Genomic DNA, 3,010 nt, shown 5'->3' on the forward strand with positions numbered 1-3,010 from the left:
GCATCGCGGCCTGCTTCTCGGCCGGCCGCATGCGGCCGTGCACGAGCCCCAGGCGCAGCTCGGGCAGCTGCGCGGTCAGCTCGTCGAATGCGGTCTGCGCGGCACGCGCGACCACCTCGTCGCTCTCGTCGATCAGCGTGCAGACCCAGTACGCCTGCCGCCCTTCCGCGCACGCCAGGCGGATGCGCTCGACGAGCTCCGGGCGGCGATCGGCGGCGAGCACGACCGTGGTGACGGGCGTGCGCCCTGGCGGCAGCTCGTCGATGGTCGACACATCGAGATCGGCGTAGGCGGCCATCGCCAGCGTGCGCGGGATCGGCGTGGCGGTCATGACCAGCTGGTGCGGCACGGTGCCACGGCCGCGCGGGCCCTTGTCGACCAGCGCGAGGCGCTGGTGCACGCCGAAGCGGTGCTGCTCGTCGACGATCGCGAGCGCGAGGTCGTGGAAGACCACGCCCTCCTGCATCAGTGCATGCGTGCCGACGACGACCTGTGCCGCGCCCGAGGCGACGTCGGCGAGCACTGCCGCGCGCGCCTTCCCGGTGACCTTGCCGGCGAGCCACGCGACACGCACACCCATCGGCTCCAGCCAGCCGCGCAGGTTGACGAGGTGCTGCTCGGCGAGCAGCTCGGTGGGCGCCATCAGCGCCGCCTGCTGGCCCTGAGCCACCGCCAGCAGCGCGGCCATCGCGGCGACGACCGTCTTGCCCGATCCGACATCGCCCTGCACCAGTCGCAGCATGGGCACGGGCTGCGAAAGGTCCGCGGCGAGTTCGGCGAACACGCGCGACTGCGCACCGGTGAGGCGGAAAGGCAGCGCGTCGCGCAGTCGCATCGCCAGACGCGTGTCGACCAGCGCCGGCGCGACATGCGCACGATGCGCGCGTCGCTGCCCGCGCAGGCTCAGGTGGTGCGCGAGCAGTTCCTCGAGCGCGAGGCGGCGCTGTGCGGGATGCCGGCCCGACAGCAGCGACGCGAGGTCGTCGTCCGCGGCGGGGCGATGCACGGTGAGCAGCGCCTGCCGCAGCGACGGGAGGCCGAGGTCCGCCCACCAGGCGGTCGGCAGCAGTTCGAGCGCTTCGTCCGGCGGCAGGCGATCGAGCGCGAGGCCGATGAGCCGCCGCAGCGTCGCGGGCGCGACGCCTTCGATCTGCGGATAGACGGGGTCGAGCGCACTGCCGAGCACTTCATCCGCTTCAACGACGCGGTAACTCGGATGCACGATCTCCAGCCCCTGCGGCCCCAGCCGCGGCGTGCCGTAGCAGCGCAGCCGCGTGCCGGGCTGGAACTGCGCGACCTGCGCCGCGCGGAAATGGAAGAAGCGCAGGATGAGCGTGGCGTGCGACTCGTCGGAGATCGCCACCTTCAGCATCGGCCGGTAGCGGAAGCCTTTCTCGACCGCTTCGACGACGCCTTCGACCTGCGCCGCGGTGCCCGGCTGCAGGTCGCGGATCGGCATGATCCTGGTGCGGTCCTCGTAGCCGCGCGGCAGCTGCAGCCAGAGATCCTGCACCGTGGAGAGTCCGCGCGAGGCGAGCTTCTCCGCGAGCGCCGGCCCGCAGCCACGCAGCGACGTCAGCGGCGCGTCGCCGGCCGGCGCGAGGGCGGGCGTCGGTCGCGCCGCGCGGGGCATCGATCAGCCGAGCACGAGGATCGCGTCGACCTCGAAGTGCGCACCCTTGGGCAGGCCGGACACCTGGATCGTCGAGCGCGCCGGGTACGGCGCCTGGAAGTACTCGGCCATCACCGCGTTCACGGCGGCGAAGTCGGCGAGGTCGGTGAGGTAGAGCCCGAGGCGGACAATGCCGTCGAGCGAGCCGCCCGCGGCTTCGCATACGGCGCGCAGGTTGTCGAACGCGCGCCGCGCCTGCGTGGCGATGTCGCCGGTCACGAGCTCGCCGGTCGACGGATCGAGCGGGATCTGGCCGGACAGGAAGACCGTATCGCCGGCGCGCACGGCCTGCGAATACGGGCCGATGGCGGCGGGGGCGCGGTCGGTATGGACGGGCTGGCGCATGGCGATGGACCGGTGGGAAGAGGCCGAATAGTACGGCGCGCCTCCATTCTGGTGCGCGCCGTCGCATCGCCTGCGACGCGTCAGATGCGCTGCACGCCCAGGGTGACGTTGAGTCGGCGCACCTTGCGGATCACGTCGGCCAGGTGGCTGCGGTCGGTGACCTCGATACCGAAGCGCAGCACCGCCACGTTGGCATCGCGCTCGATGTACTCCACGCGGTCGATGTTCGCCTTGGCATCGGCGATGCCGGCGGCGATCTGCGCGAGCGCGCCGGGCCGGTTGTCGACCTCGATCTTGAGCGCGGCGTGGAAATCACCGTGCACCTCGCGATCCCAGCCGATCGGCACCCAGCGATCCGGCGACTTCCGGTACTCGTTGACGTTCGGGCAATCGAGGCGGTGCACGACGATGCCGCGGCCCGCCGTGTGGTAGCCCATGATCTCGTCGCCCGGGACCGGCAGGCAGCAGCTCGCGAACGAGATGACGCCCTTCTCGTGGCCCGTGATGAGGATGCGGTCCTGCGGCGCATGCACGCGATCCTCGACGCGGCGCTGCAGGTTGCCGCTGCCGCGCACCAGCGCGAGCGCGACCTGCTGCGGCATCCGGTTGCCCAGCGCGATCTCGGCCAGCAGCGCCTCCAGGCGCGGAAAGCGGTTCTCGGCGAGGTAGGTTTCCAGGCGCTGCGGCGGCACGCGTTCCAGCGAGGTATCGAGCGCCTCCAGCGCACGGTCGAGCATGCGATGACCGATCTGCACGGCGTCCTCGTGCTCGAGCTGCTTGAGCTGCTGCCGGATCGCGGTGCGCGCCTTGCCGGTGACGACGAATTCGAGCCATTGCGGCTTGGGCGCCGCCGAGCGCGCGGTGATGATGTCGACCCGCTGCCCGCTCGCGAGCTTGGTGCGCAGCGGCACCAGCTTGCCGTCCACGCGCGCCGCCACCGCGGTGTTGCCGATGTCGGTATGCACCGCGTAGGCGAAGTCGAGGGCGGTCGAA

General features: G+C 71.8%; 3 protein-coding genes. All 3 read right to left on the reverse strand.

Annotated elements, in window-relative coordinates; all coding sequences use genetic code 11:
- A partial coding sequence (locus tag E4F61_RS13985) for an ATP-dependent DNA helicase RecG (protein ID WP_133480223.1) occupies positions 1-1,633 on the reverse strand: 1,633 nt, incomplete at its 3' end.
- 3 nt (positions 1,634-1,636) lie between these two features.
- Positions 1,637-2,017, reverse strand: a complete 381-nt coding sequence (locus E4F61_RS13990) for a RidA family protein (RefSeq protein WP_133480224.1) — start codon at positions 2,015-2,017, stop codon at positions 1,637-1,639.
- A gap of 80 nt (positions 2,018-2,097) precedes the next feature.
- Positions 2,098-3,010, reverse strand: a 913-nt coding sequence (locus E4F61_RS13995) for a RelA/SpoT AH/RIS domain-containing protein (RefSeq protein ID WP_133480225.1), incomplete at its 5' end; no start/stop codon positions are given.

Source organism: Cognatilysobacter segetis, assembly GCF_004359965.1.
Taxonomy (GTDB): Bacteria; Pseudomonadota; Gammaproteobacteria; order Xanthomonadales; family Xanthomonadaceae; genus Cognatilysobacter; species Cognatilysobacter segetis.

Excerpts from the sequence above, each read along its gene's own strand:
- E4F61_RS13990 (WP_133480224.1), bottom strand. The coding sequence starts at position 2,017 with ATGCGCCAGCCCGTCCATACCGACCGCGCCCCCGCCGCCATCGGCCCG.